The sequence below is a fragment of the Streptomyces sp. NPDC050164 genome (genome assembly GCF_044459945.1).
GTDB lineage: Bacteria > Actinomycetota > Actinomycetes > Streptomycetales > Streptomycetaceae > Streptomyces > Streptomyces coeruleorubidus_A.
This window is the reverse complement of the sequence record NZ_JBITJK010000016.1, coordinates 151,697-176,373: the sequence shown is the minus strand read 5'-3', so window position 1 is coordinate 176,373 and position 24,677 is coordinate 151,697. Positions and strand designations below refer to the sequence as shown.

The window sequence follows — 24,677 nt, the reverse complement described above, 5'->3', positions numbered from 1 at the left end:
CCTCCGTGCGGTGAAGATTCGACACCTCCACCACACACGGGGGCCTTCGCCATGATCAAGCCCGGCCAGTGTTAACAACGCTCGTGATCAATACAACTAGGGCCCTAGATGAGCCCGTGCTCCTCCAGGTAGTCCAACTGCGCCCGCACCGACAGTTCCGCCGCCGGCCACAGGGAGCGGTCGACGTCGGCGTAGACGTGGGCGACGACTTCCCCGGGAGTGCGGTAGCCGTCCTCGACGGCCGTCTCCACCTGGGCGAGGCGGTGGGCGCGGTGGGCGAGGTAGTACTCGACGACGCCCTGGGCGTCCTCCAGGACCGGTCCGTGGCCCGGCAGGACGGTGTGGACGCCGTCGTCGACCGTGAGAGACCTGAGGCGCCGCAGGGAGTCCAGGTAGTCGCCGAGACGGCCGTCGGGGTGGGCCACGACCGTCGTACCGCGCCCCAGGATCGTGTCGCCGGTCAGGACCGCCCGGTCGGCCGGGAGATGGAAGGAGAGCGAGTCGGAGGTGTGACCGGGGGTGGGCACGACCCTCAGCTCCAGGCCGCCGGTGGTGATCACGTCTCCGGCGGCCAGGCCCTCGTCGCCCAGCCGCAGTGCCGGATCGAGCGCACGCACGCGCGTGCCGGTCAGTTCGGCGAACCAGGCGGCGCCCGCCGCGTGGTCGGGATGACCGTGGGTCAGCAGGGTCAGGGCGACGCGCTTGCCGGCCTGCTCGGCCGTGGCGACGACATGACGCAGGTGCCCCTCGTCGAGCGGGCCCGGGTCGACCACCACGGCCAGGTCCGAGTCGGGCTCGGAGAGGATCCAGGTGTTCGTGCCGTCCAGGGTCATCGCCGACGGGTTGGGGGCCAGGACGTTGACGGCCCGCGCGGTGGCGGGTCCCGAGAGAACCCCGCCGCGAGGCTGGCCGGGAAGGGCTGCTGCGTCCGTCATGCGGTGGCTCCACCGGTCGGGGCGGTCGGGATGCGCTTGGTGAACTCGTCGTGGCCCGGCCAGGAGAGCACGATCTCGCCATCCACCAGGCGGGCGGTGGCCAGGACGGGCGTGAGGTCGCGCCCCGGGGCGGCCGCGAGCGCCTGCGCTGCCGTCTCGTACGCCGTCAGCTGACGCAGGGTCGCGATGGTCGGCGGCATCATCAGCAGCTCGCCCTTGTCGTATCCGGCCGCCGCCTCGCCCGGGGCGATCCACACCGTACGGTCCGCCTCCGTGGAGGCGTTACGGGTGCGCTGCCCCTCGGGGAGGGCGGCCACGAAGAACCAGGTGTCGTAGCGGCGGGCCTCGAACTCCGGGGTGATCCAGCGAGTCCAGGCGCCGAGCAGGTCGGAGCGCAGGACCAGGCCACGGCGGTCGAGGAACTCCGCGAAGGACAGGTCCCGGGCGACCAGGGCGGCACGGTCGGCCTCCCAGTCGGCGCCCGTGGTGTCGCCGACGACCGAGTCGGGCGTCGGACCGGCGAGCAGCACGCCCGCCTCCTCGTACGTCTCCCGTACGGCCGCGCAGACGATCGCCTGGGCCGTCGTCTCGTCGACGCCGAGCCGGTCCGCCCACCACGCGCGCGTGGGGCCCGCCCAGCGGACCTGGTGGTCGTCCCGGGGGTCGACGCCGCCGCCCGGATACGCGTACGCGCCCGAGGCGAAGGCCATGGAGGCGCGTCTGCGCAGCATGTGGACGGCGGGGCCGGTGCCGGTGTCCTTCAGGAGCATGACGGTGGCCGCGCGCTTCGGGGTAACCGGGGTGAGGGTGCCGGCCGCGAGTGCGCGGATGCGGTCCGGCCACTCCGGGGGGTACCACTGACCGTTCGCCATGGGCGCGAGGCTATCCCGTGACGGGCGGATGTTCGAGTGGCCCTGGGGGCGGATTCCGCAGCTAGGACACCCTCTAGGCGAGCTCCACCTGGATCTCGACCTCCACCGGTGCGTCCAGCGGCAGCACCGCCACGCCCACCGCGCTGCGCGCGTGCACGCCCTTGTCGCCGAGGACCTCGCCGAGCAGCTCGCTGGCGCCGTTCAGCACCGCGGGCTGGCCCGTGAAGTCGGAGGCCGAGGCCACGAAGCCGACGACCTTCACCACGCGCGCGATGCGGTCCAGGTCACCGGCGACGGACTTGACGGCGGCCAGGGCGTTCAGCGCACACGTGCGTGCCAGCTCCTTGGCCTCCTCCGGGGTGACCTCCGCACCGACCTTGCCGGTGACCGGAAGCTTGCCGTCCACCATCGGGAGCTGCCCGGCGGTGTAGACGTACGGCCCGGACTGCACGGCCGGCTGGTACGCGGCGAGCGGCGGGACGACGTCGGGCAGGGTCAGGCCGAGCTCGGCCAGCTTCGCCTCGACGGCGCTCATCACTGCTTCTCCCGCTTCAGGTAGGCCACGAGCTGCTCGGGGTTGTTCGGCCCGGGCACGACCTGGACGAGCTCCCAGCCGTCCTCGCCCCAGGTGTCCAGAATCTGCTTCGTGGCGTGGACGAGCAGCGGCACGGTTGCGTATTCCCACTTGGTCATGCGGCCGACTCTAGCCGCTGCCGGAGAGGGGTCACGCAGCCGACCACGCCCCCGGTCGTCCGCCCGCCTCGGCGGCGGTTATCCACAGCCTCCCGCGTAGCCCGGGCACGGACTGGTTAGGCTCGAATACGTGAGCAGGCTCCAGGTCGTCAGCGGCAAGGGCGGTACCGGCAAGACCACGGTGGCCGCGGCCCTAGCGCTGGCCCTGGCCACGGAGGGGAAGCGGACGCTTCTCGTCGAGGTCGAGGGCCGTCAGGGCATCGCGCAGCTCTTCGAAACGGAAGCGCTGCCTTATGAGGAACGGAAGATCGCCGTCGCTCCCGGGGGCGGGGAGGTGTACGCGCTTGCCATCGACCCCGAACTGGCCCTTCTGGACTACCTCCAGATGTTCTACAAGCTGGGCGGCGCCGGACGGGCCTTGAGAAAGCTCGGCGCGATCGACTTCGCCACCACCATCGCGCCCGGGCTGAGAGACGTACTCCTGACCGGCAAGGCGTGCGAGGCGGTGCGGCGCAAGGAGCGCAGCGGGCGGTTCGCGTACGACTACGTCGTCATGGACGCCCCGCCCACCGGGCGCATCACGCGCTTCCTGAACGTCAACGACGAGGTCGCCGACCTCGCCAAGATCGGCCCGATACACAATCAGGCCCAAGCGGTCATGCGGGTGCTGAAGTCGCCGGAAACGGCCGTGCACCTGGTGACGCTGCTGGAGGAGATGCCCGTCCAGGAAACGGTGGACGGCATCGCCGAGCTGCGGTCGGCGCGGCTGCCGGTGGGGCGGATCATCGTGAACATGGTGCGGCCGGAGGTGTTGGACGCGGCCGACCTGGAACTCGTCCGGACGGTCCCGCGTTCCACGGTTGCGCGGTCGCTGTCGTCCGCCGGGCTCGGCGGGGCGAGGCGCGGCGGGCGCGCGGAGCGGCTGGTGGATCCGTTGCTCACGCAGGCCGAGGAGTACGCCGAGCGGTACACGCTGGAGCACGAGCAGCGTGCGGTGCTCACCGAGCTGGGCCTGCCGCTGCACGAACTGCCGCTGTTCGCCGAGGGCATGGACCTGGCGGGGCTGTACGAGCTGGCCCGCGAGCTGCGCGAGCAGGGGGTGTCATGAGCCGGGCAGGCCGCGGCGCCCGGAACAGCACACAGGCAAAGCCCGTCATGAGTCGGAAGCAGGGGATGTCATGAGTCGTCCGGACCCGGCCCACACCCACGACCCGGCCCGCCACCACCTGGCCCCCACGCGCGTGCTCGACGTCGACCCGCTGCTGGAGGACCCGAAGACCCGCATCGTGGTGTGCTGCGGTTCGGGCGGGGTCGGCAAGACCACGACCGCGGCGGCCATGGGGCTGCGCGCGGCCGAGCGGGGCCGCAAGGTGGTCGTGCTCACCATCGACCCGGCCCGCCGGCTCGCCCAGTCCATGGGCATCGACTCCCTCGACAACACCCCGCGCCGGGTGAAGGGCATCGACGACTCCGCGGGCGGCGAGCTGCACGCGATGATGCTCGACATGAAGCGCACCTTCGACGAGATCGTCGAGGCGCACGCGGACCCCGAGCGGGCCGCCGCGATCCTGGGCAACCCCTTCTACCAGTCGCTCTCGGCGGGCTTCGCGGGCACGCAGGAGTACATGGCGATGGAGAAGCTCGGGCAGCTGCGGGCCCGGGACGAGTGGGACCTGATCGTCGTCGACACCCCGCCGTCCCGCTCGGCGCTGGACTTCCTGGACGCGCCCAAGCGGCTCGGGTCGTTCCTGGACGGACGGCTGATCCGGCTGCTGACGGCGCCGGCGAAGCTGGGCGGCCGCGCCGGGATGAAATTCCTGAACGTCGGGATGTCGATGATGACCGGCACCCTCGGCAAACTGCTCGGCGGTCAGCTCCTCAAGGACGTCCAGACGTTCGTGTCCGCGATGGACACGACGTTCGGCGGGTTCCGCACCCGCGCGGACGCCACGTACAAGCTGCTCCAGGCGCCCGGCACGGCGTTCCTCGTGGTCGCGGCCCCGGAGCGGGACGCGCTGCGCGAGGCCGCGTACTTCGTGGAGCGGCTGGCCGCGGAGGACATGCCGCTCGCCGGGCTGGTGCTCAACCGGGTCCACGGCAGCGCCGCCGACCGGCTGTCGGCCGAGCGGGCGCTCGCCGCCGCGGAAAATCTTGAAGAGCCCCGCATTGTGGATCAGGAGGGCGGGAAAGAAGGACTTCGTAACTCCCCCGACACGTACGACAGTTCAGACTCTCCCACACCCGAAACACCAGCTCCGGCTGTTGCTCCGGCTTCTGACGGTGGCTCCCCCGCCGAGGACGTCGAGAACACCGAGCGGTCCGTCGACCAGCTCGCGGCAGGCCTGCTGAGGCTGCACGCCGAACGTATGCAGTTGCTCTCCCGTGAGCAGCGCACGCGTGACCGCTTCACCGCGCTCCACCCCGAGGTGGCCGTGACGGAAGTGGGCGCGCTGCCCGGCGATGTCCATGACCTCGCTGGGCTGCGCGACATCGGCGACCGGCTCGCGGCGAACGAGCGCGAACTGCCCGAGACCGAGCTGCCCGTGGCGGGCACCCGGCCCGAGGCGAGTGCCTGAGCGCCACGCTGGTGCGCCTGAGCAGCACGCACGTGCCTGCGGGCGGCCCGGCGCTGCCGACAGGCCTGTCTCCGTGAGGGGCGTGAGTCCCGACCTGAGCTCCGAGGAGCCGCCGGAGGGACCCTCTCAGCTCACCGCCGCGTAGTTCTCGTAGACCGCGTCGTCATCGAGGGGCACGACCCCCGTACCGCGCTCGTACTCCGAGCGCGCGGTCTCCAGCAGCCGGCGCCAGGAGGTCACCGTCGGCCGCCTGCGCAGCAGTGCGCGGCGCTCGCGCTCCGTCATGCCTCCCCACACGCCGAACTCGACGCGGTTGTCCAGCGCGTCGGCCAGGCACTCCGTGCGCACCGGGCATCCGGTGCACACCGCCTTGGCCCTGTTCTGCGCTGCTCCTTGAACGAACAGTTCATCCGGATCGGTAGTGCGGCAGGCCGCCTGCGCACTCCAGTCGGTTACCCAGCCCATACCGGCGCCGTCCTCTCCCGAATCGAGGCTCCCCCACGGCGGCAGCGGCATATTCACCGCCGCCAGTTGAGGACGTTACGGAAGGTGGGCACAGTGCAACACCCCCAGCGGGCCCAATCTTGAATGGTCCGAACGGACTATGGGTAAGCGGCAGATCACCCGGGGGAGTGAGCTGGCGACATACGTAACTTTCCCGACAAACCGGGACAGTTAGCCTGCGTCACAACGGACGCCGTGTGACACACAAGGCGGATTCGGACACGACCCCACCAAAAAAGTTGGGGAACACCCGGAACGATTCGGGGTCGCCGGACGTATTGATACGTGGCCTCACTGCTGTGACAGTTGAGAGCAGCTTAGGCCAAGGCCTATACGCCTGTCCGGCGAATGAGAACGTAGGCTGCCCTCATGCCAAAGAAGCGCTCGGGCGGTGGTCTGTCACCCACGCAGCAGGCCGCCAAGTTCCTCGGTGTCAGTGTTCTCGCGGGAGCCGTGCTGGCCGGTATCGCGCTGCCCGCGGTGGGCGCGCTGGGGCTGGCGGCAAAGGGATCGGTCGAGAGCTTCGACGAGCTCCCGGCCAACATGAAGACCCCGCCCCTGAGCCAGCGCACCACGATCCTCGACGCCGACGGCGGCCAGATCGCCACGGTCTACTCGCGCGACCGCACGGTGGTCCCCCTCAAGGACGTCTCGCCGTACATGCAGAAGGCGATCGTCGCGATCGAGGACTCGCGCTTCTACCAGCACGGCGCGGTCGACCTGAAGGGCGTCCTGCGCGCCCTCAACAAGAACGCGCGCAGCGGTGAGGTCGCCCAGGGCGCCTCGACCCTGACGCAGCAGTACGTGAAGAACGTCTTCGTCGAGGAGGCCGGCGACGACCCGACGAAGGTCGCGCAGGCCACCCAGCAGACCATCGGCCGCAAGATCCGCGAACTGAAGTACGCGCTCCAGGTCGAGGAGGAGCTCGGGAAGAAGAAGATCCTCGAGAACTACCTGAACATCACGTTCTTCGGCCAGCAGGCCTACGGCGTCGAGGCCGCGGCCCAGCGTTACTTCTCCAAGTCCGCCAAGGACCTCAACGTCCAGGAGGCGGCCCTCCTCGCCGGCATCGTCCAGTCGCCCAGCCGGTACGACCCGGTCAACGACGAGGCGGAGGCCATCAAGCGCCGCAACATCGTGCTCCGGCGCATGGCCGACGTCGGCGACATCTCCCGGGCACAGGCCGCCGAGGCGATGAAGGCGCCGCTGGGCCTGAAGGTCAGCAAGCCCAGGAACGGCTGCATCACGGCGGCCAAGGGCGCGGGCTTCTTCTGCGACTACGTACGCGAGGTCTTCCTGAACGACCCGGTCTTCGGCAAGACCAAGGAGGAGCGGGCGAAGGTCTGGAACCAGGGCGGCCTCACCATCCGCACCACCATGGACCCGCAGGCCCAGGACGCGGCACAGAAGTCCATCAAGGACCACGTCTACAAGAGCGACGAGGTGGCCACCGCCGCCTCCCTCGTCCAGCCCGGCACCGGCAAGATCCTTGCCATGGGCCAGTCCCGTCCGTACGGCTTCAAGAAGAACGAGACGCAGATCAACCTCTCCGTCGACCAGTCGATGGGCGGCGGCATGGGCTACCAGCCCGGTTCGACGTTCAAGCCGATCGTGGCCGCCGCGGCCCTCGAGGACGGCATGCCGGCGAACAAGGTGTACTCGTCGCCGTACCAGATGGCGTACCCGAGCCCGGTCTCGGTGTGCGACGGCAAGAGGTGGGTGAACGACCCCGACGACCCGGCCAAGCTCGAGAACGAGAACGAGTCCGAGGTCGGCCCGTACGACATGAAGGAAGCGACCGCCAAGTCGGTCAACACCTACTACGTGCAGATGATCAGCGACATCGGCATCTGCCCGGTCACGACGATGGCGAAGAAGATGGGCGTCGTGCGGGCCGACGGTGACAAGATGCCCCAGGTGCCCTCCATCGCCCTCGGCACCCAGGAGATGTCCCCGCTGACCATGGCGAACGCGTACGCGACCTTCGCCTCGCGCGGGATGCACTGCACGCCGGTCGCCATCGAGTCGGTCACCCAGCGCGTCGGCGACCAGACGAAGTCGCTCCAGGTCCCGAAGTCGACCTGCTCGCGTGCGATGTCGGAGAAGACCGCCGACACCATCAACGCGCTGCTGCGGGGCGTCGTCGAGGACGGTACGGGTAAGAAGGCCGGTCTCGGCAGCCGCCCCAGCGCCGGTAAAACCGGTACGACGGACGAGCGCTACGCGGCCTGGTTCGTGGGTTACACGCCGAACATGGCCGGCGCGGTGTGGGTCGGCGACCCGGCACACAAGCGGAAGATGACCAACATCACCATCGGCGGCCGGTCGTACGGCAAGGTCTTCGGTGGTGAGGTCCCCGGCCCGATCTGGGGCGACATGATGAACGGCGCGCTGGAGGGCAAGCCCGTCGAGAACTTCAACACCGTCCACATCCCCGACGGCGTCGACCGGGACCGCGGTGACGGGAACGGCGACGACGAGGGCCGTGACGACGGGGACAACGGCAACGGCCTCATCGGCGGCCTGGTCGGCGGCAACAACGGCGGCGGAGGCGGCGACCCCTTCCCGACACCTTCCTTCTCCATTCCCGAGGGCTTCTTCCGAGGCCAGGACAACGGGGGCGGGAACGGCAACGGCAACGGCGGGCGGTTCGGCTGAGCCGTCGGCCTGACCGAACCAGGGCGTGACCGAACTAGGGGCGGCCCCCTCTCCCGAAAGGGAAGAGGGGGCCGCCCCTAGTCGGTCCGGCCGAAGGGCCGGTCAGCCGGCCAGCAGCTTCTTCACCGCGGCGGCGACGCGGCCGCCCTCGGCCTGGCCGGCCACCTTCGGGTTCACGATCTTCATGACGGCGCCCATGGCCCGCGGCCCCTCGGCACCGGCGGCCCTGGCCTCCTCGACGGCCTGGGCCACGATCTGCTGGAGCTCCTCGTCGGACAGCTGCTTGGGCAGGTACTCGGCGAGCACCTCGCCCTCCGCCTTCTCCCGCTCGGCCTGCTCGGCACGACCACCCTGCGCGAAGGCCTCGGCCGCCTCACGCCGCTTCTTCGCCTCGCGGGTGATCACCTTCTGCACCTCGTCGTCGGAGAGCTCGCGCTTCTCCTTGCCCGCGACCTCCTCCTTGGTGATCGCGGCGAGCGTCAGCCGGAGCGTCGAGGAGCGGAGCTCGTCGCGCTCCTTGATCGCGGCGTTGAGGTCTTCCTGAAGCTTCGACTTGAGCGTGGTCATGGGGTTGATTGTCGCAGGTACGGACGGAAAGGCGCCCGTTGATTTGTGGGGCGGCGGTTCAAGAGATGGTGCGAGGGACGGTTCAAGGGCGGGGGCCGTCAGGGGCTTTCGGGCACCGCCGGGCGCAGGCGACCGGCGCGGTCTGACACGATGGCCGTATGCGTGCGCGATACGGAGTGCCCCTGGGAATCGCGGCGGCTGGTGCCGCCGGTCTGTTGTACGCGGCGGGCTTCGAGGCCCGCTCCTTCCGCCTCCGCCGGGTCACGGTCCCGGTCCTGCCCTCGGGCATGCGCCCCCTGCGCGTGTTGCAGGTCTCCGACATCCACATGGTCAGCGGTCAGCGCAAGAAGCAGCGCTGGCTGCGCTCCCTGGCGGGCCTGCGCCCCGACCTCGTGATCAACACGGGTGACAACCTCTCGGACCCGGAGGGCGTCCCGGAGGTCCTGGACGCGCTCGGCCCCCTGATGGAGTTCCCGGGCGCGTACGTCTTCGGTTCCAACGACTACTACGGCCCCAAGCTCCGCAACCCCGCCCGGTACCTGTTCGAAAAGGCTCAGGGCCGCCACGGCCTGAACGGCAACCCGCCGGCCGTCGGCGTGGTGCACAACCCGTGGGAGGACCTGCGGGACGCCTTCGACGCGGCGGGCTGGCTGAACCTGACCAACACGCGCGACACGCTCAAGATCGAGGGCGTCTCGGTGGAGCTGACGGGCCTGGACGATCCGCACATCAAGCGCGACCGCTACGACCAGGTGGCCGGCGGCCCCTCGGATTCCGTCGACTTCTCCATGGGCGTGGTCCACGCGCCGTACCTGCGCACCCTGGACGCCTTCACGGCCGACGCCTACCCCTTGATCCTGGCCGGCCACACCCACGGCGGCCAGCTGTGCATCCCCTTCTACGGCGCCCTGGTCACCAACTGCGACCTGGACACGGACCGCGTGAAGGGCCTGTCCACGCACACGGCGGAGGGCCGTACGGCGTACCTGCACGTCTCGGCGGGCTGCGGCACGAACCGCTACACACCGGTACGGTTCGCGTGCCCGCCGGAGGCGACGTTGCTGACGTTGGTGGGGCGGGAGTAGCGGGGAGTCACTGCCGCAGGCAGGGGACCGTGGGACATGGTGGGAGACGGTGGGAGCCCGTTGAGCCACACAGCCCGCCCAAATAGCCCCCTATATCCGCTTCTGCCGACGTGGGGGCATGATCGCCCCGACACCCAGGGACATACCGGATCTCCCCGCGATGCCAGGCAAGCCCGCGCTGAAGCCCTCCCCCGTCCCCGCCACGGCCGTCGTCGCCCCGGTCCCCCGTCCGGCGGCCGCGGCCTTCCGCCTGCTGGTCGCCCTGGCGGCGGCCGGCGGCGTGACGCTCGACGTACTCCTGGGCGACCCGTCCCGGGCCCTGGGCTACTTCGCGATCCAGAGCAACATCCTGCTCGCGCTGGTCATGGCCCTCTCGGCCCGCCGCGCGTGGACGGCCAGCCGCCCGCTACCAGGAGCCGTACTGGGCGCGACCCTGCTCTACGTCGCCATCGCGGCCCTGGTGCACCACCTGCTCCTGATGAACGAGGCGAGCCCCTTCTCCCTCACGGGCGAGGCCGCCGCCGCTCCGACGGGCTGGCAGGCCGTCGCCCACCACACCCTCCACACGCTGACCCCGATCGCGGCCGTACTGGACTGGCTCCTGCTCACGGCCCCAGGCCGCCTGCACCTGCGTCGGGCCAGCACCTGGCTCCTCCATCCCCTGGCCTGCCTGGCCTTCTCCCTCACCCGAGGCGAACTGCTCCTCCCGGGCACCCCCGACCGGTACCTCTACCCCTTCCTGGACGTCGACCAGGACGGCTACAAGAAGGTCCTCGGCAACGCCCTCCTCCTCGGCCTCTCCTTCTACGCCCTCGCGATCCTCGTGGCCCTCGACCACGCCCGCCCGAACCGCCTCCGCCACCGCTGGAAAACCGGATTTCGTCTCTAGCCACCAGTGGGCTAAAGTAAACGTCGTCGCCGCGACAGCAGCGACATCGGGGTGTAGCGCAGCTTGGCAGCGCGCTTCGTTCGGGACGAAGAGGTCGTGGGTTCAAATCCCGCCACCCCGACAGTGAAATACCAGGTCAGGGGCCTGATCCAGTGAGTGGATCAGGCCCCTGAGTGGTTCCTGGAGATCGTTTGGGAGAATTCTGGGAGAAGATCTTGGTCGGCGGTCTCCCAGGTCATTGCGCCTCTGACAGCTGCTCCGTAGCGCAGCCAGCCCGCAAGACCTATGCGTTCGCCAACAGGGCCCCGGAAGGCGGCAAGAGAGTAGGTCCGACCGGGCCCGCATGCCCGCTATTCCCGCGCCTCGCGATCCCGCCGATCCGCGTCCTTACACTGCACATCCCAGGCTGCTGGCCTGTCGGAGCCCTGCCATAGCCTAGGCACACGGCCATGCGCAACGATGAACGCGACTTGCTGCAGCTGATCGCCCAGTCTCCCAAGCCGGTAGCGATGTCCGACTACTTCCCCGTCCTCAACCCCGCCGAGCCCGGAATGGACGAGAACCACCCCGGTCACGAGGCATGGGCCGAGCGACAGATGGCCTGGTACGGCGTCTCTGCTGAGCTGTGGAAGAAGGGCCTCGTCCACGTCGTCACGTCCGCCGACGGAAGTCACCCCGACCTTGTCGAACCCACGGACGCCGGTCGCGCCGCACTGGCGTGACGTGGGAAACCAGCGGGACATAGCCGTCGTTCCGACACCACGCCGGATGCATGACCTGTCTGCCCCTGCGTTCCTCGAACCAGCTGGATGAAGAGGCGGACGAGTCAGTCGCAGGGGCTGGCCGTCGCCATTCACCGCGGCGGCCGGTATTCAGCCCACGTCTTGGGTGTCTCAGAGACCTTGACTGCGGTCAACTCGGGGAAACGCTCGATCCAGAGGTCGAAGATCCATGCAGCCAGATTCTCGGCCGACGGGGAGATACCCCCCCCCCCATCGCCTCATTCAGGTGACGGTGGTCGAGGGTGTCGTCCATCCATTTCTTGAAGGTGTCGAGCTCGCGGTAGTCGCGGACGAAGCCTGCCTCGGTGAGGTCCTCGCGGCGGGCGGACAGTTCCAGTACGACGACGTAGTTGTGGCCGTGCATGCGGGCGCAGGGGTGCCAGCTCGGCAGCCGGTCGAGGACGTGACTGGCCGAGAAGTGGAACTCCTTGGTGATCGTCAGCATGGCGGCTCCAGTCTGCCACCTGCTGTCAGAACCCCTCGTCGGCCGTCCATCCTGGTCACTGGTCGACACCCTCGCCGTGGAGGATGGCGTTATTGAGGGGGACACGCGTGAGGAACCGGTCGCGCGACAAGTCGTCGGTGACCTGCTCCGCCTTGCGGTCGACCTCACGCCGGGCCCGCTGGAGGAGTGCGGATGCTTCCTCCCGCACGCCGCCGGCGGCCAGCACCACGGCGGAGTGGTACAGAACCTCCTCCGTGCGGAGAGCGGGCATGTCCCCGACCTCGTCCAGGATGCGAACGGCCTGTTGGGCCTGTTCCTGAGCTCCACCCGTGTCGCCTTGCCGGAGCAGGATGCGGCTGCGCAGGGAGTGCGCGGCGATCTCGCTACGGATCATGCCGCTGCGCTGGGTCTCGACACAGGTGACCACAGCCAGGCGGTCGGCCTGATCCAGGAGTTCTCCGGGCTCGGCAGCGGCGAGAAGCAGGATCTCGGCGTACAGATTGCGGACAATGGGGACGAGGTTGGCCAGCCAGGTCCGCTCTGTCTCCGCCCACGCGTCGGCGATCAGTTCCAGGGCCCGGCCGCGCTTCGCCGGCTGCTGGATGAGGAGATGCGCGAGCAACGCCTTGTTGTAGGCGTGCCAGCCGCTGTCGCCCCCGCGGTCGGCCTCGAAGGCGAGGGCTTCGCCCAAGACCTCCTCGGCATCCTCGTACGCGCCGAGGCCCATATGCACCTGTGCCAGGTAGTTGAGCGCTATGGGCAGCTCCGCCTTCAGCGGCTCGTCGCGCAGCCGCTGGACACAGCGGCTCAGCCGGGCCTGGGCCTCGCTGAGGTGTCCGCTGTCGTAGAGGGTGATGCCGAGTTGCATCTCTCCCAGGTTGCGAGCGTGCTGGAGCACCGGATCACTGGTGCCGCCGAGTCGTGGGTCGGAGGCGTACATGCGCTCGGCCTCCCGCAGCTGGGCCAGACCGTCGGCAAGCCGCCGCTTGGACACCTGCCGCCCGTATTCGACGCGGGCCACGAAGAGTGGGACCGGATCGCCGTGCTGCTCGGCCAGCTCCACGGCCGCGCGAAGCTTGTCCAGGGACGGCACCAGACCCTGGGTCGCGAGCAGGGTCTTGCCACGCAGGAGCGTCGTACGGATCGCCAGCTCAGGGCTGCAGCAGCGACTCGCCGCGGCTTCCGCCTCGGCGGCCAGGGCGTCGATGTCCGGCCCGCCGGCCGGCTGGTGCTGGCCGCGCCAGCGCACCTCCGTCAGGGACAGCAGCAGTTCCACGGCCTGGACGAGCCACTGGTCCCGGCTCTCCTCCTGCTGCGGCAGGTCCCGGACCGCCTTGATCACTTCCTCACAGTGCCGCTCCGCCTCGGCGAAGGACAACCCCTCCATCGCGGCGTCCCGGGCCAGCCCGTAGTGCACCTCGGCCGAGGCGAGCAGGCACTCGGTTCCGCCGTTGCGGAGATGGCGGGCGACCTCCAGCCGACGTTCCAGTGGCATCCCGTCCATCGGGCCGGTCGTGAGCGCCGCCGCGATGCGGGCGTGCCGGGACCGCATCTGCTGAGGGGTCTGCTGGTCGTACACCACGCCGCACAGAGCACTGTGCTCGAACCGATAGCAGTCGGATGCGTCCAGGCGTGCCCACCCTGGCGGCTGTGCCGGCAGGATGAGCCGGTGCTGGGCGGCGATGAGCCGCAGCCGCTCCATAACCTCGTCGTGGGGTGCTCCCTTGACGTCGGCGACCGTGCGTGACAGGAACGTCTCGCCCTGGGTCGCTCCGATCATGAGCAGTTCGCGATCCAGTTCGGTGAGCAGCCGGAGTCGTTCTTCCACCACGCGCGAGAGACTGTTGGGCAGTTCGACTGTGGGGCCGGCGTCCGGACGCCATTCCTCCAGACAGAGGGTGACGAAGACGGCGTGGCCGGCGGTCAGCCGACTCAGCTGTTCAGACAACGTCGGCGGGGCTTCCGGGTGCCGGGAGCGCACCAACTCGGCGACCGCGTCGTGCGGCAGGCCGCCCAGCACCCGCCGTCGCAGGAGTCCGTTCTTCGCCCAGTCGTGCAGCAGATCCTCGACCGTGGATTCCGGGCCATCGACGTAGGCCCCGTCCGTGGTGTGGCTGAGCACCAGGCCGAGCGGCTCGCCGGGCAGCCGCCGCAGCAACCGGTCGAGGACCAGCAAGCTGCTGGGATCGCCGTATTGAATGTCGTCGATGAGCACGACGGCGGGCGGACCCTGCCGAACGAGATCCAGCAGAGCGTCCACGATCTGTGCGGCTGCTCCCTGCTGGAAAGGCAGCAGGCTGTCGAACGGCATCGATCCAGAAGCGAGGGAAGCCTCCGCCACTTCCTTGCCGAGGGTGAACAGGGCACCCAGGCCGGGCACCATCGCGGACAGCACCTCAGGAGCAGAGCGGACAACTCCCTGACCGGTGAAGCTCAGGAGCCGACGGAAGACGCCGGGCTGCTTGCCCTCCTGCTCCCGGGCCAGCTGCAGGAGCAGTTCGACAATCGCTCCGTAGTGCAGAGCCGGCCCGATCGACGGCTGACACCGCACGGATACGACACGACAGACGCCCGGCCCGTGAGAGGCGGCGACCTCCGACTCAAACGCCCGCAACAGTGCGGACTTCCCCATACCCGAGACGCTGTCGACCGCGATCGCCCGGCCACCACGCCCTTCGGTCACGTCCGCCCGCAACGAGCGCAGCTCGTCCATGTGCTCCACGCGGTCGACAAACCCGGTCCGCACCACAGCCCCCGTCTCGGTCATCCGTCACGGAACTTCCGTACCCACAACGCTACTTGCCGCCCACGGTAGATCATGTGAAACGCGTCTCCCGGTCGGCTCATCGTGTTGGCTACTGAGGTGGCCAACCACAGACACTGTTTTCGGCCAGCGTCGTGGAGTGTGACGTTCCCGCGCTCAACTTCGGAATGTCGGATGCGACCTGCAGACCTGCCTGAATGCGGGCTTGGCACGCTGTCCTCAAGGGGGCATAGATTGGCTTCAGTTGATCGTCAGGGGGGAAAGTGACAGGGCGGGATCTTCGAACGCTGTTCAGCTCGAACGACCGGAGCATCGCCGCCAGTGAGGCGTTCACGAACCGACAGGCACAGTGGCAAGCGGTGACGGCCTCCCTCGCGGATCACATACGGCACGTGACCCGTATGGACTTCGATGTGGAAGACCTGGAAGCTCCCCGCCGCAACATCCTCGTCTTCCACGGCGTGGGCGGGATAGGCAAGTCCACTCTGTCCCGCAAGATCGAGGCGTCGCTCGCCCACAGCGACCACCGCCCCGCGCAATGGCAGCCGCCGTCCTACCCCGAGGAGCGGACGCTGCCGATCCGCATCGACCTCGCGCGCGCCGCGGGTATGGACTTCGAGCGTGTCATCCTCACCATCCGTCTTGCCATGGCTGCGCTCGGCCGGCCGATGCCCGCCTTCGACCTCGCCCTGCGCCGTTACTGGGAGCACAACCACCCGGGCGAACCGATCGAGGACTATCTGCGCCGGGGCGGGCTGCTGAGCCGCTTCAGCGCCGCTGCGGCTCTGCCTCAGCAGATGCAGTCCGCCCTCAGCGATGTCGCCCAGGCCCTGCTCCTGCCGGGCACCGTCGGGAGCGCGCTCGGGCACGGGGCCGGAGCGCTCATCAAGGCGTTACGCGAGCGGCGCCAGTCCGTGCGCGCCCTTGCTGGCTGCTCGCGCCTGGCCGATCTCCTGGAGGCCGAGCCGGATCTGGAAGCCCTCAGCTTCTACCCGCACCTTCTCGCCTGGGACTTGGCCCAGCTCCCGGCTGACAAGAGCGTACTGCCTGTGATCCTGCTGGACACCTTCGAGGACACCGGCGACCGCACCCACCGCGACCTCGAGCGTCTGCTCCAGCACATCGTGTGGCTGATGCCCAACGCGTTCTTTTTCGTCACAGGACGCAATCGCCTTCAGTGGGCGGAGACGAGCCTGGAGGGGCAACTCGACTGGACCGGACCGAACGCCTGGCCCGGCCTCGTCCCCGATACGGCGCCGACCGGCACAGGTGTATCCGGCCGTCAGATCTTGATCGGCGACTTCTCTCCCGAAGACTGCGAGGACTACCTGGTCCGCAGGCTCAGCCGCGACGGGCAACCGCTGATCACCGAACCGGTCCGCCGGATCATCACCGAGCGCTCCCACGGCCTGCCCCTGTACCTGGACCTGTCGGTCATGCGCTACCTGGAACTACAGCGTGGTAACAGACAGCCGCAGGTCACCGACTTCGACCACGACTTCCCCGCCCTGATCGCCCGCACCCTCAGCGACCTGACCGCTGAGGAACGCCACGTGCTGCGCTCCGTCAGCCTGCTCAACGCGTTCTCCGTGCCCCTGGCCACCCAGGTCGCCGGCATGGACCACGACGCGCCCGCACTACGACTGACCGAGCGCCCTTTCATCCGGGAGTCGTCCTCCGGCGTGTGGCCCTTCCATGTCCACGACCTGATCCGCGCCGCCATTCGCAACGCGGACGACAGCAGTGACGACCGGTGGTCGGAGCAGGACTGGAAGCGCACGGCCCAGCGTGCCTTGCGTGCCCTGGAATCACAGTGGCGCCAGGACCTCCGACGCGACCGCACGGTCCTGGTCGGCTGTCTGCAGCAAGGGCTACTCATCGCACGGGACTTTCGTCTCGATCTCGGCTGGCTCGCTGATGCCGCATTCCAGTACGTGGGAGATTCCATCTGGGAACCGCTGGCACTTCCTGCCACCGACGACACGTCGTCGGGCGGCCTGCAGACTGCCGCGGATGCCCTGGTGGAGACGCTCAGCGCCATCGCCCGCCGCCAGCACGAGCACCGTGAGCGTACGGCCAGGCGGCTCTCGGCCGTCCTGGCGGCGGGGCTGCTCCCCGACGAGCTGGTCGAACTGGCCACGTATTACCTGGCGAAGGCCCAGCGAGACCTCGGGCTGACCGAGGATTCACGCCGTGGCATGCAGCGCGTTGCTTCCGCCGGCGGTCGGCTCGCCTCCGCCGCTCGGCGCGGCTTGGCACACCTGAGCCGATTGTCCGGAGACTTCCCGACGGCGGTCGAAGCCGCAGGAAGGCTGGGCTGGGAGGGGCGGCAGCATCGGGTACTGGGAGACGTGTGGTGGGTGCAAGGTGACATGGAGCGGTCGGTAGCCGCGTACCTGGCAGCCCGAAGCGAAGCCGAGGAGCACGGCGTGGTCGGCGAGACCGCCATGGTGCAGGCGCATCTCGCCTTCGCTGTCTCCTTCGCCGACCCGCTTCGGGCCGCTGACGAACTCGACCTGGCGGAGCGGCTGCTGTCCCACCTCAGCCTGCGCTCCAGCGAGATGACCGCTCGCACTGCCGTGCTCGTGCGCGACGCAGGATTCGCCGCAGACGTGCCCGACCGGGCATCCGTACTGCTCGCAGAAATCGGCGTCTCCGGCATTTCCTACGCCGCGGCCAAACTGCAACTGGCCCTGTGCTTCCACCACGCCGTTCTCGACGCCCAGGGCGACCTCACCACCGCGATCACCCGCCTGCGTGAACTCACGCAGAGCGGCGACTACGCCTACTACGTCGACATCGCGCACTTCATGGCCGGCCTTCCGCTCCCCGAGCACACCGCGCGAGCACGGTGGATCGACGGAGAACGACAGACCCGCGAACGATGGCGCCACCTGGTTACCGCACGTCGCAATCACCTCACCACGGCTCGATAGGTCGCATCGGGCAACGTCGGCACGGCGCCGACGACCCAAGGCCGATGCCGCAGGGCGACGGCGATTGACAGCAGGAAGCTCCGTCTCAAGGGACCTTAGGACCACGGCTCATGGCCGGTCATTACTCAGGATGTCCCCCACAACCTCGCCCCTTCCCACATGCGCAGATCGCTGTTCGACGAGGCACGACTACGATCGCCGGTCATGGACTGGCTGGAGCGCACCGCAAAGCTGAGGCAGTGGAGCAGAAGTGGGAGCCGCGCTCCGCACAAGCCACTGTTGTTCCTGTACGCGCTCGGCCGGTTCCAGCAGGATGCCGACGGTGAACTGCGGTACAGCGCGGTGGAGGAGGATCTGCAGCGCCTGCTGACCGAGTACGGACCGCCCAACAGGACGACGCCCGCCTACCCGTTCCACCATCTGGTGAGCGACGGCGTGTGGGAAGTGCGCACCGACCACGGACCGGGCAGCCCCGGCAGCGGCGTGCGGGAACTGCGGGCCGTCGGGGCCGCGGGGCGGCTGGCGCCGGAGCTACGGGCGGCGCTGCGGCGAGAGCCGTCGCTGCTCGGCCGGATGGCACGGGTCCTCCTCGACCTGCACTTCCCGCCCTCGCTCCACGGCGAACTGTGCGAAGCCGTCGGCCTGGAGCTGGAGCCGACTCAGACCGAACGGCTTTCGGTCGTGCGGAGGCGGCGAGACCCACGGATGCGGGAGCTGGTCCTGACGGCCTACGAGTACCAGTGCGCCTTCTGCGGCTACGACGGCAGGATCGGCACGGTGCCGGTTGGACTGGAGGCCGCGCACGTGCGCTGGTGGGCGTTCGACGGTCCTGACGACATCAATAACGGACTTTGCCTGTGCTCGCTGCACCACAAGCTCTTCGACAAGGGCGTCCTCGGCATCGGTGACAGTCACCGCATCCTGGTCTCGCAGCGCTTCGTCGGACACAGTCCCGCCGCCCGCGAGCACGTCATAGCGCTCGCCGGCCGCCCGCTCATCGGACCTCAACCGGGCGCCCACCCCATTGCGGCGATCCACCGCTCCTGGCACACCACCCAGGTCTTCCACGGCAGCCCACGCCCCGCCACGGCCGCCTGATCGCCGAGCGTCGATCACGTGGCCCACTGGTAAGGAGCGGGATACCAGGAGTATGGTCTCTTGTATGGCGACGAAGAAGGTAACCGTGACGATCCCCGAGGATCTCCTGGACGAGATCCGCGCGGACGCGGCAGAGCGGGGCCTGTCGGCGTACGTCGCCGAAGCGCTGCGCTTCAAACGCGACCGGGACCGGCTCCGGGAACTGGTCGACTGGCTGCAGGAAGAACACGGCCCCGTCACCGACGACGAGCATGCGGCAGCGCTCGACGAGCTGGAGGAACTCGACGCCGAACACGAGCGGCGTCGAGCCACCGGAAAGCACAACGCCGGAGAGGCTGCGTGAAGAAGCGAGCCGGTGAGCACCGACAGCGGCCGCTCCGTGTCTTCGTGCTGGACTGCGAAGCCCTGTCCCTTGCGGTACGCGGCGATCGGAAGATGATCGCCTGGCTCGATCTCGCGGCGCGCGGGGAAGCCGAGGTGGTGACGTCCCCAATGACACTGGTCGAGGCGTACGACGGCAGAACGACCGAACAGCGCTGGGACTGGGTACTGTCCCGGCTCCAGGTCGTCGATATCGGGAAGGCCGAGGCCCGCCAGGCACGCCGGCTGCTGGCCGACGCCAAGTTGCACGGCCACAAGTACGCGATCGACGCAGTGCTCGCCGTCATTGCGCGTCAGCAGAAGGGGCAGGTCACCGTCTTCACCTCGGACGTCGACGACCTGGAGAAGCTGGTCCCGGACACGATCGTCGTCAGGAAGGTGTGACCGGCCCGCTCCGGTCTCAGGTACAGGACGTTGAGGATCCACCGCCAGGCACCCGGATGTGTTGTTCCGAGCTCATGAATCAGTGGCGTGATCGGATGTGCGTAGTCCGGAAGGACTGTCCGAGTACGGTCGTGCGGCGGCCGACATGGCACCGCCGCCCACCGAAGTCCCCCTGGGAGCCGTTTGGGGAGCCAATCCGCTCCCCGAACGCCCGCGAGACCACGCCGGACCGATCCACGCCCACCACTTGACCTGGTAAAACGCCAGCCGCCCAGACAAGATCAGCGCCCGAACCTCATTCGGGACGAAGAGGTCGTGGGTTCAAATCCCGCCACCCCGACAGTGAAGTAGCCAGGTCAGGGGCCTGATCCGCATCGCGGGTCGGGCCCCTGAGTGGTTGTGGGGGCCGTTTGGGAGCCAAGTTCGGAATCCGGCTCCCGGCAGGCTCCCAGACAAGTGATCACGAGCCGTCGACACAAGCCTCAGCCAGTGGCCCTCACCCGCACCGACGTGGCCCTCCCCGGCGGGCTCGTCTACGCCGCGGCGGACGGCGCCCGCCTCTGCTTCCCCCCTCCCGGCCCCGGACACGAACGAACCGGTCCGGCCGGAGACCCGCGGCTCCCGACTCGTGTCGGCCTGGGACGACGACGTGGACGGCGCGATCCGCACAACCGACCCCGACACCGGCCTGACCCACGTCTTCCACGTGCCGGCTGCAGACCTGCCCGGCGGCTTCAGCACCCCTACCGCCCGATGAGAGCGGGGGCGGGACGGGTGGGAGTGGTACGGCGAACGTGCCTGGGAGCAGCTCGAAGCCGAGCAACCCGAGCGCGGGGTTCTGACCTTCTCCGGCGAAAGCCTGCAGGTACCCCAGCTGGGCTGTCCACAGGAGGCCGCATCACACCAGCCGGCTTTGGCAGCGACGACGTTCCCTGCCATGCCGCTTGCTGACGACAGCGCCGCCGAGCCGCTCAGGCGGAGGTTTCCTGGCCGCCCATGAGCTCCTGGATCGCGGCCAGGATCCCCTCCACCGTGCCGGATTCGGCTACCAGGGCGGACAGAGGAACCGACGGCCAGCCCTTGTAGCCCTTCTCCCGCTGCATCTCCAGCTTCTTCTCCAGTTCGTAAACGGTCGGCAGAGATCCCGCGAACGCCGCCGCACGATCGCGACCGAGGTGGTGAGTGATCGATCCGAAGTTGAATGCGAGTTCCTCCTTCGCGGGGGTGTCGTACAGCGACAGCGTCCAGATCGGCACCTGCCGACCGGCGACGGGGTAGTAGGCGGACATGCTCGGGTACTTGGCCGTTCCGCCCTCCAGCCGGCCCTGGGATGCCGCATGATCGAGCAGTGCGGTGGCGGTCCGCCGTGGTTCCGGGGCGAGGCGGGTCCGTAGCACCGCGTCCATGTCGGCACGTGTGGTCCGCTGCGTGGTGCGGCGGCCGGAGGGGGACTTCGCGGCCGTGGCGACCTCCCCGTGGATGCGTGGGACGAGGACGCGGAGGTCTCCGTCGCCTCGGTACTGGGTCAGCTCGACGGCGTACACGTCGGTCTGCCGCATCTGCCGGTTCAGGAACTCGACGATCGCCCTCAGCTCGAGCGGGATGCGGTCCGCGACGAACAGCAGGCGCATCTGGCCTGCGGCCAGCCGTTCCTCGACCGTCGTCCAGAACTCCTCGGGGGAGCGGTCGCCGAGGAGTTCCCCGTACGCCTCCTCCAGCGATCGGCCGTCCGCGACGCAGGTCTCCTCGAAAGAGCGCTGAAGCAGCGGCCCGGGCCAGTAGCGCGCTCCGTTCGCCGCGTAGTCCAGCATCTGGCCCACCACCTCGCGCCGGATGCGCGTATCGCTCGCCCGCTTGACCTCCACCAGCGTCGGCACGCCGTCGGTGTCGACGAAGAGATGGTCCAGCCAGTACGCCGGACCGCTCTCCGCGCTCGTCGGAACACCCATCTCACGTGCCACCAACACCAGCCGCAACGGCTGACCATCCGTCAGCGAGCCGAAATCCAGCACGCGAGGGTGGAGTGCGAGGAGCTCCTGGAACTCCTCCTCGGTCTTGAACGCGGCCGGCTCCAGAGCCTGCAGATCGCTGCCTAGAACGAATACCGGCTGATCAGTCACTTGCTTCCCCACCTCTGTGATCCCGCGACGTAGTCAGTGATCGCTTCGGCATCGATTGATACCGGAAGTCACTGACAACAGCGCCCCCGGCGCCCGCGCTGAACGAGCTCCGGTGGAGCGCTCGACGCCGCGAACCGCGGCGTCCTCGAAGAGCTGCTTCGGCTTCATTGCACCCCGTGGTGTATGCCCACGTCAGTAGCGTTGGAGCGAAGTTGCAGGCGGCCGACCCCAGGAGTCGGAAGCCGGCTCGGCCGAAGACCTCACCCTCCTGCGGGGTCGGTCAATTCCCGTACGCCCGCTTCCAGCGCGCTCGGTGGCGGGGGTCGCCCTGCCCTTGGCCGTTCACCTCGCTCAGGGACAGCAGGGAGGCCCCGTTGTTCCACAGCCCGAGGTGGTCCCGGTGCACGGCGAGGATTCCGTGCTGCAGCGCGAACTTCTCTGAGGGGCGGCTGAATCGCGTAGTCGTCACGAACACGGCCAAGTCGGCCCCGAAGTGCACCTTGGCGCCGAGCAGATCGCGCAGCTCACGGCTCGCGATCGTGCTGCTTGGGGCGTAGCGCTTGCACTGGATCACCACGCTTCGACCGTCCGGGAGGCGGCCGACGACGTCAGCGCCGTTGTCGTTCGCGCCGCCCACTCGCCGGACGTCCCTGCACCCGTCCCGTCGGCAGAGGGCTGCGACCAGTTCCTCGAATTCGGTGCCGGTCATCGCGTCCACTTCGGCCAGTGTCCGATGACCGGCCTTCACCGCGTCTTCCTGCCGCCACAGACGGTCCCGGCCGCGCACGAGCCGGTCCGTACGCCACAGCCACCAGCCTGCCGCTCCGACGCCGCCGAGGATCACTGCCCCAGTGATGTACGGCCACACGACCGACCAGAACACCGCCAGCAAGACCAGTACCAGGCCACCGCCGGCTGCAACCGCCTTCAGCCGTGCGGCCCGCCGCCTGCGAGCAGCAGCACCCCGTACACGCCCAGCCATGATCGAAGCTCCTCCCCCGGGTCCGTGAAGGGAAGTATGAACAGCCTGAGGCAGCGCGAGAAGGGCGCGAGTCGGCCATGGCCGGATCGGAGTGCCACACGCTGGCGTCAGGCGCCGACCCTCGCGGCTACCCCATCTCGGCCATCACACCGCGGGAAGGAGGGAGATGTTGGCGGAAGTGCTCCCGCGGAGTCGGCGACAGGTTCCTCAACATGGCACCGACCCAAGAGGGCCCGGGGCACCGGTCGTGCTTGATCTACAGCGCGATGGTCTGCCCCTTCCTCTAAGGCCCGGAAGCCCGCTGCGGACAAGGCGGTCACTGTCAATAACTGCGTTGCCCGGTCCGGCACTTACGTCTACGCCAAGGTCAAGGTGGGCTGGGCCGCTCCCCGTGGTACTCCGGGACGGACCTGTCGGAGACCTTCGACAGCGCCCACTCAAGAAGAAGGTCGGCGGCAAGAGCGCGTACACCGACGGTGCCCTGCGTCTCAACTGGGACGAGGACGGCAAGGGCGTCCGCACCTACGGCTTCAAGACCGGCCGCTCGGTCTGAGGACCCTGCGCCATCGGGCCCGGCCGTCGGCCGGGACCGGTCCCGTGGTCGGTGTGGTGCCATGCCCGTATGGGCGCGGAGCGAGTGCTGATACTGCATCAGGGGAACGACCTCGACGTCGGTGAGATCCAGGAGATCGTCGACTCGATCGAGAGGGATTCCGGTGACGGCCTCACCGGGACGCGGGTGACCACCTATCCGGCGGCCGAGCCGACCGAGTCGGTGGCCCACGCCCTCGTGCTCCGGCTGGAGAGGGACGGTGAGGTCACGCCCGATGCGTTGTCCCGTACGGGCACGTACGCGTACGAGGTGTCCGGCGGGCGGGCGGTCGTGGCCGTGGTCGTGTGGGCCGGCGAGGTCAGCCCCTGGGTACGGCGGGTCGTCCCCCAGCACATGGTCAGGGTCGAGGCCACCGGAATGGCCCTGACCCGGCGGCCGGGGTGGAAGCGGCTGGCGGGCGAGGACGCGCTGGCGTTCGTCGCCGGGGCCCGGGACGGGGAAGGGCGGCGGTTCGGTGACGACCTGCACGTGGTCGTGAGCCTCCTGCCCAGCACGAAGCCGCGGCGGATCCGGCGGCTCATGCCCGGCGGATACCTCCAGTGGGTGGACGGCGTGTTCCGCCGCGCCGGCGCGTCACTCGGCCGCATCGACGTCGCGCACTGGCTCGTGTGCGTGGACGGGCCGGCGCGCGTCCTACATCTCGCCTATCTCTCCGCCGACCGGAACGTGATGCCGTTGCTGCCGTGGGAGGTGCTGTCCCGTGCCGAGAAGCGCGGGGGAAAGAAACTGACCTGAGGCGTCGGCGGACGAGTGCGTGCTCCTGCGGGGCGATGTGACGACGTCGCGGTACCGGGTCATTCACAACAGCATTCAACGACCGCGGCGGTCTTCATCAGGTTCATCGCGGTCTGCTAGGACAGCACCCCCGCCAGCGTTCCCGCCAGCGTGAGCGTGAGGAAGACCGCGCCCCAGGCCATCGCCCGGCGGATGCAGCGGTACTTGATCCAGGCGGTGCGGGACAGGATCTCCAGCTGGGTCGCGTCACCGGAGGAGGGTGCCTGGGAGGGGTGCCGGGGGGAGACGGCCAGGCCGAGGAGGACGAGGGACGGGGCGCAGGCGGCGCAGCCGGCCCAGACCAGGAGCTGTGGGATGACGGCGTACTGGCCGGGCGCTATGAGGCCGCCGGCGATCGCGCCGAGCAGGGCGGTCAGGGCCGCGCCCAGGGTCGCCAGCGTCAGTCCGGCCTTGCTGTCGGCCTTCGCGAGTCGCTCGCGGGCCTCGGTCAGAAGGTCCCGGGTGAGTTCCGCCGCGCGGTCAGTCTGCGTCCCGGTCCCGGTCCCGGTCCCCGTCTCGCCGCTCTGTGTGGTCATACCTCCCCCTCGCTCATCAGCGGCATTCCCGAGTACCCGGAAGTGGCTCTTCTAGTACGCGGAGTACGCGCACTACACGTAGT

The 24,677-nt window shown here is 69.1% G+C and carries 22 protein-coding genes, 1 tRNA gene and 1 pseudogene; 13 read left to right on the top strand and 11 right to left on the bottom strand.

Features of this window, described 5'->3' with window-relative positions; translation table 11 throughout:
• Window positions 1–104 precede the first annotated feature (104 nt).
• The 4 genes from ACIBNA_RS22565 to ACIBNA_RS22550 form a co-directional block, all read right to left on the bottom strand.
• Window positions 105–935, bottom strand: a complete 831-nt coding sequence (locus ACIBNA_RS22565) for an MBL fold metallo-hydrolase (protein ID WP_399166934.1) — start codon at window positions 933–935, stop codon at window positions 105–107.
• Window positions 932–1,807, bottom strand: coding sequence for an NUDIX hydrolase (locus ACIBNA_RS22560; protein ID WP_399166933.1), 876 nt, complete (start codon window positions 1,805–1,807; stop codon window positions 932–934). The genes ACIBNA_RS22565 and ACIBNA_RS22560 overlap by 4 nt, the downstream gene beginning before the upstream one ends.
• A 73-nt stretch (window positions 1,808–1,880) precedes the next feature.
• Complete coding sequence (locus tag ACIBNA_RS22555; protein ID WP_086603730.1) at window positions 1,881–2,342, bottom strand: RidA family protein; 462 nt, start codon at window positions 2,340–2,342, stop codon at window positions 1,881–1,883.
• Window positions 2,342–2,500, bottom strand: a complete 159-nt coding sequence (locus ACIBNA_RS22550) for a DUF4177 domain-containing protein (RefSeq protein ID WP_003991873.1) — start codon at window positions 2,498–2,500, stop codon at window positions 2,342–2,344. The genes ACIBNA_RS22555 and ACIBNA_RS22550 overlap by 1 nt, the downstream gene beginning before the upstream one ends.
• 130 nt (window positions 2,501–2,630) lie before the next feature.
• On the opposite strand from ACIBNA_RS22550, the gene ACIBNA_RS22545 reads away from it, so the two are divergent.
• Entirely contained in the window at window positions 2,631–3,608 is a 978-nt protein-coding gene (locus tag ACIBNA_RS22545; RefSeq protein WP_399166932.1) for an ArsA family ATPase, read from the top strand.
• 70 nt (window positions 3,609–3,678) lie between these two features.
• Window positions 3,679–5,076: an ArsA family ATPase gene (locus tag ACIBNA_RS22540; RefSeq protein WP_399166931.1), complete on the top strand. Its 1,398-nt coding sequence runs from the start codon at window positions 3,679–3,681 to the stop codon at window positions 5,074–5,076.
• 126 nt (window positions 5,077–5,202) lie between these two features.
• Here the strand turns inward: ACIBNA_RS22540 and wblA are convergent, their stop codons facing one another.
• Complete coding sequence (gene wblA, locus ACIBNA_RS22535; RefSeq protein ID WP_399166930.1) at window positions 5,203–5,541, bottom strand: transcriptional regulator WblA; 339 nt, start codon at window positions 5,539–5,541, stop codon at window positions 5,203–5,205.
• Window positions 5,542–5,949: 408 nt separating this feature from the next.
• Here wblA and ACIBNA_RS22530 point away from each other — a divergent pair, with 408 nt between their 5' ends.
• Window positions 5,950–8,238 (top strand): transglycosylase domain-containing protein, encoded by a 2,289-nt coding sequence (locus tag ACIBNA_RS22530; protein WP_399166929.1) that lies wholly within the window; start codon window positions 5,950–5,952, stop codon window positions 8,236–8,238.
• A gap of 102 nt (window positions 8,239–8,340) precedes the next feature.
• On the opposite strand, the gene ACIBNA_RS22525 is transcribed toward ACIBNA_RS22530, so the two are convergent.
• Window positions 8,341–8,805: a GatB/YqeY domain-containing protein gene (locus ACIBNA_RS22525; RefSeq protein WP_274818007.1), complete on the bottom strand. Its 465-nt coding sequence runs from the start codon at window positions 8,803–8,805 to the stop codon at window positions 8,341–8,343.
• A gap of 158 nt (window positions 8,806–8,963) precedes the next feature.
• Here ACIBNA_RS22525 and ACIBNA_RS22520 point away from each other — a divergent pair, with 158 nt between their 5' ends.
• The 4 genes from ACIBNA_RS22520 (at window position 8,964) to ACIBNA_RS22505 (ending at window position 11,501) form a co-directional block, all read left to right on the top strand.
• Window positions 8,964–9,890 carry a metallophosphoesterase gene (locus tag ACIBNA_RS22520; RefSeq protein WP_399166928.1) on the top strand — a complete coding sequence of 309 codons (927 nt, stop codon included), beginning with the start codon at window positions 8,964–8,966 and terminating at the stop codon, window positions 9,888–9,890.
• Window positions 9,891–10,008: 118 nt separating this feature from the next.
• Window positions 10,009–10,779: a Pr6Pr family membrane protein gene (locus tag ACIBNA_RS22515; protein WP_399166927.1), complete on the top strand. Its 771-nt coding sequence runs from the start codon at window positions 10,009–10,011 to the stop codon at window positions 10,777–10,779.
• 47 nt (window positions 10,780–10,826) lie between these two features.
• Window positions 10,827–10,900, top strand: a tRNA-Pro gene (locus tag ACIBNA_RS22510).
• Window positions 10,901–11,228: 328 nt separating this feature from the next.
• On the top strand, window positions 11,229–11,501 hold the full coding sequence (locus ACIBNA_RS22505) for a hypothetical protein (RefSeq protein ID WP_399166926.1): 273 nt from the start codon (window positions 11,229–11,231) through the stop codon (window positions 11,499–11,501).
• 131 nt (window positions 11,502–11,632) lie between these two features.
• Here the strand turns inward: ACIBNA_RS22505 and ACIBNA_RS22500 are convergent.
• Both ACIBNA_RS22500 and ACIBNA_RS22495 read right to left on the bottom strand, forming a co-directional pair.
• Window positions 11,633–12,006 (bottom strand): annotated as a pseudogene (locus ACIBNA_RS22500) (6-pyruvoyl trahydropterin synthase family protein).
• 55 nt (window positions 12,007–12,061) lie between these two features.
• Window positions 12,062–14,773: an AAA family ATPase gene (locus ACIBNA_RS22495; RefSeq protein WP_399166925.1), complete on the bottom strand. Its 2,712-nt coding sequence runs from the start codon at window positions 14,771–14,773 to the stop codon at window positions 12,062–12,064.
• A 260-nt stretch (window positions 14,774–15,033) separates the two neighbouring features.
• Here ACIBNA_RS22495 and ACIBNA_RS22490 point away from each other — a divergent pair, with 260 nt between their 5' ends.
• From ACIBNA_RS22490 to ACIBNA_RS22475, 4 genes are all read left to right on the top strand, one after another.
• Window positions 15,034–17,706, top strand: a complete 2,673-nt coding sequence (locus ACIBNA_RS22490) for an ATP/GTP-binding protein (protein ID WP_399166924.1) — start codon at window positions 15,034–15,036, stop codon at window positions 17,704–17,706.
• Between the two features lie 204 nt (window positions 17,707–17,910).
• Window positions 17,911–18,804: a phosphorothioated DNA-binding restriction endonuclease gene (locus ACIBNA_RS22485; RefSeq protein WP_399166923.1), complete on the top strand. Its 894-nt coding sequence runs from the start codon at window positions 17,911–17,913 to the stop codon at window positions 18,802–18,804.
• Between the two features lie 64 nt (window positions 18,805–18,868).
• The gene (locus tag ACIBNA_RS22480) at window positions 18,869–19,147 is read left to right on the top strand and encodes a CopG family transcriptional regulator (RefSeq protein ID WP_399166922.1); all 279 of its coding nucleotides are present in this window, start codon (window positions 18,869–18,871) and stop codon (window positions 19,145–19,147) included.
• Entirely contained in the window at window positions 19,144–19,569 is a 426-nt protein-coding gene (locus tag ACIBNA_RS22475; RefSeq protein ID WP_399166921.1) for a PIN domain-containing protein, read from the top strand. The genes ACIBNA_RS22480 and ACIBNA_RS22475 overlap by 4 nt, the downstream gene beginning before the upstream one ends.
• Before the next feature lie 971 nt (window positions 19,570–20,540).
• On the opposite strand, the gene ACIBNA_RS22470 is transcribed toward ACIBNA_RS22475, so the two are convergent.
• Both ACIBNA_RS22470 and ACIBNA_RS22465 read right to left on the bottom strand, forming a co-directional pair.
• Window positions 20,541–21,689, bottom strand: coding sequence for a hypothetical protein (locus tag ACIBNA_RS22470; RefSeq protein ID WP_399166920.1), 1,149 nt, complete (start codon window positions 21,687–21,689; stop codon window positions 20,541–20,543).
• Between the two features lie 280 nt (window positions 21,690–21,969).
• Window positions 21,970–22,671 (bottom strand): restriction endonuclease, encoded by a 702-nt coding sequence (locus ACIBNA_RS22465; protein WP_399166919.1) that lies wholly within the window; start codon window positions 22,669–22,671, stop codon window positions 21,970–21,972.
• A gap of 391 nt (window positions 22,672–23,062) precedes the next feature.
• On the opposite strand from ACIBNA_RS22465, the gene ACIBNA_RS22460 reads away from it, so the two are divergent.
• Entirely contained in the window at window positions 23,063–23,224 is a 162-nt protein-coding gene (locus ACIBNA_RS22460; protein ID WP_399166918.1) for a hypothetical protein, read from the top strand.
• A gap of 69 nt (window positions 23,225–23,293) precedes the next feature.
• A complete protein-coding gene (locus tag ACIBNA_RS22455) occupies window positions 23,294–24,019 on the top strand; it encodes a hypothetical protein (protein WP_399166917.1) in 726 nt (241 codons plus the stop codon).
• Window positions 24,020–24,135: 116 nt separating this feature from the next.
• Here ACIBNA_RS22455 and ACIBNA_RS22450 read toward each other — a convergent pair whose 3' ends face one another.
• Complete coding sequence (locus ACIBNA_RS22450; RefSeq protein WP_399166916.1) at window positions 24,136–24,594, bottom strand: hypothetical protein; 459 nt, start codon at window positions 24,592–24,594, stop codon at window positions 24,136–24,138.
• Window positions 24,595–24,677: the final 83 nt, after the last annotated feature.

Bases quoted from the DNA above. Each gene is read 5' to 3' on its own strand.
- ACIBNA_RS22495 (WP_399166925.1), bottom strand. From the start codon at position 14,773: ATGACCGAGACGGGGGCTGTGGTGCGGACCGGGTTTGTCGACCGCGTG.
- ACIBNA_RS22550 (WP_003991873.1), bottom strand. From the start codon at position 2,500: ATGACCAAGTGGGAATACGCAACCGTGCCGCTGCTCGTCCACGCCACG.
- ACIBNA_RS22540 (WP_399166931.1), top strand. From the start codon at position 3,679: ATGAGTCGTCCGGACCCGGCCCACACCCACGACCCGGCCCGCCACCAC.
- ACIBNA_RS22565 (WP_399166934.1), bottom strand. From the start codon at position 935: ATGACGGACGCAGCAGCCCTTCCCGGCCAGCCTCGCGGCGGGGTTCTC.
- wblA (WP_399166930.1), bottom strand. From the start codon at position 5,541: ATGGGCTGGGTAACCGACTGGAGTGCGCAGGCGGCCTGCCGCACTACC.
- ACIBNA_RS22465 (WP_399166919.1), bottom strand. From the start codon at position 22,671: ATGGCTGGGCGTGTACGGGGTGCTGCTGCTCGCAGGCGGCGGGCCGCA.
- ACIBNA_RS22520 (WP_399166928.1), top strand. From the start codon at position 8,964: ATGCGTGCGCGATACGGAGTGCCCCTGGGAATCGCGGCGGCTGGTGCC.
- ACIBNA_RS22515 (WP_399166927.1), top strand. From the start codon at position 10,009: ATGATCGCCCCGACACCCAGGGACATACCGGATCTCCCCGCGATGCCA.
- ACIBNA_RS22485 (WP_399166923.1), top strand. From the start codon at position 17,911: ATGGACTGGCTGGAGCGCACCGCAAAGCTGAGGCAGTGGAGCAGAAGT.
- ACIBNA_RS22560 (WP_399166933.1), bottom strand. From the start codon at position 1,807: ATGGCGAACGGTCAGTGGTACCCCCCGGAGTGGCCGGACCGCATCCGC.
- ACIBNA_RS22530 (WP_399166929.1), top strand. From the start codon at position 5,950: ATGCCAAAGAAGCGCTCGGGCGGTGGTCTGTCACCCACGCAGCAGGCC.
- ACIBNA_RS22455 (WP_399166917.1), top strand. From the start codon at position 23,294: ATGGGCGCGGAGCGAGTGCTGATACTGCATCAGGGGAACGACCTCGAC.
- ACIBNA_RS22450 (WP_399166916.1), bottom strand. From the start codon at position 24,594: ATGACCACACAGAGCGGCGAGACGGGGACCGGGACCGGGACCGGGACG.
- ACIBNA_RS22480 (WP_399166922.1), top strand. From the start codon at position 18,869: ATGGCGACGAAGAAGGTAACCGTGACGATCCCCGAGGATCTCCTGGAC.
- ACIBNA_RS22505 (WP_399166926.1), top strand. From the start codon at position 11,229: ATGCGCAACGATGAACGCGACTTGCTGCAGCTGATCGCCCAGTCTCCC.
- ACIBNA_RS22525 (WP_274818007.1), bottom strand. From the start codon at position 8,805: ATGACCACGCTCAAGTCGAAGCTTCAGGAAGACCTCAACGCCGCGATC.
- ACIBNA_RS22555 (WP_086603730.1), bottom strand. From the start codon at position 2,342: ATGAGCGCCGTCGAGGCGAAGCTGGCCGAGCTCGGCCTGACCCTGCCC.